2 protein-coding genes are annotated in these 1,244 nt (G+C 68.5%); both read left to right on the plus strand.

Annotation, left to right across the window (positions count from 1 at the left end; all coding sequences use genetic code 11):
* Positions 1-101 precede the first annotated feature (101 nt).
* The gene (locus tag FKP22_RS30850) at positions 102-914 is read left to right on the plus strand and encodes a phosphoadenylyl-sulfate reductase (RefSeq protein ID WP_141291992.1); all 813 of its coding nucleotides are present in this window, start codon (positions 102-104) and stop codon (positions 912-914) included.
* A gap of 8 nt (positions 915-922) precedes the next feature.
* A partial coding sequence (locus tag FKP22_RS30855; RefSeq protein ID WP_233447037.1) for a uroporphyrinogen-III C-methyltransferase occupies positions 923-1,244 on the plus strand: 322 nt, incomplete at its 3' end.

The raw sequence follows: 1,244 nt of genomic DNA on the forward strand, positions 1-1,244 counted from the left end.
GACCAGCGCGAAGAAAGCGCCCGCCGCGCGCTGACGCTGGTCACCGAGAACTACCAGGGTGATGTCTCGCAGACCCGCCCGCTGTTTGCAAGGCTTGCTGCATGAGCGCCGACAACATCTCCGTCCTGCCCGCGCCCGACGCAGGAGAAACCTCCGCCCTGCCCTGGGCCAGCGCCGCGTCCAGCGCGATTGCGCTGTATGCACGCCACACGGCCGGCTTCGAAGCGCGCGTGGCGGCCACGGTCGCCTGGCTGCGCGAAGCCGCCGAGCAGCACCCCGGCAGCGTCGTGCTGGCCAACAGCCTGGGCGCCGAAGACATGGTGCTGACCGACCTGATCGCCCGCCACAAGCTGCCCATTGCCATCGGCACGCTGCAGACCGGCGCGCTGCACGCCCAGACGCTGGCGCTGATTCCGCAGATCGAGCAGCGCTATCAGCTGCCGGTCGAGGTCTACGAGCCGCGCAACGAAGCGGTGGTGCAGTTCGTGCGCAAGAACGGCGAAAAGGCCATGTACGAAAGCCTGGAGCTGCGCAAGGGCTGCTGCTTTGTTCGCAAGCTGGAGCCGCTGGGCCGCATGCTGGAAGGCCGCAGCGCCTGGGTCACCGGCCTGCGCCGCGAGCAGTCGCAAAACCGTGGCGAGATGCCCGCCAGCGAAGTCGAGGCCAACGGCCGCACCAAGTACAACCCGCTGGTCGACTGGACCTGGGCCGACATCTGGCACTACATCGAGCAGAACAACGTGCCGTACAACGCGCTGCACGACCAGTTCATGCCCAGCATCGGCTGCGCGCCCTGCACCCGCGCCATCGCCGTAGGCGAGGAATTCCGCGCTGGCCGCTGGTGGTGGGAAGACGAGAAGGCCAAGGAATGCGGCCTGCACGTTCGACCTGAAGCCGAGACGGCCGAAGCCTGAACCCGCGCATGTCCCTGCCTGCCAACCCCGCAACACCAGGCCGCGTCATCTTCATCGGTGCCGGCCCTGGTTCGGCTGACCTGATCACGCTGCGCGGTGCCCGGGCGCTGGGCCAGGCGCAGGTCGTGCTGTTCGACGCCTTGACCGACCCGTCGCTGCGCGACTTCGCGCCACAAGCCCTGTGGCTGGACGTGGGCAAGCGCGGCTTCACCGCCGCCACCGCCCAGGCGCGCATCAACGCCTTGCTGGTGCAGCACGCCGCGAGCGGCGCCGTCGTCGCCCAGCTCAAGGGTGGCGATCCGTCCATCTTTGGGCGTCTGGAAGAAGAAC

The sequence above is a fragment of the Ideonella azotifigens genome (genome assembly GCF_006519715.1).
Classification (GTDB): Bacteria; Pseudomonadota; Gammaproteobacteria; order Burkholderiales; family Burkholderiaceae_C; genus Ideonella; species Ideonella azotifigens.

Coding starts and splice junctions, on each gene's coding strand:
- FKP22_RS30850 (WP_141291992.1), top strand. CDS start 102: ATGAGCGCCGACAACATCTCCGTCCTGCCCGCGCCCGACGCAGGAGAA.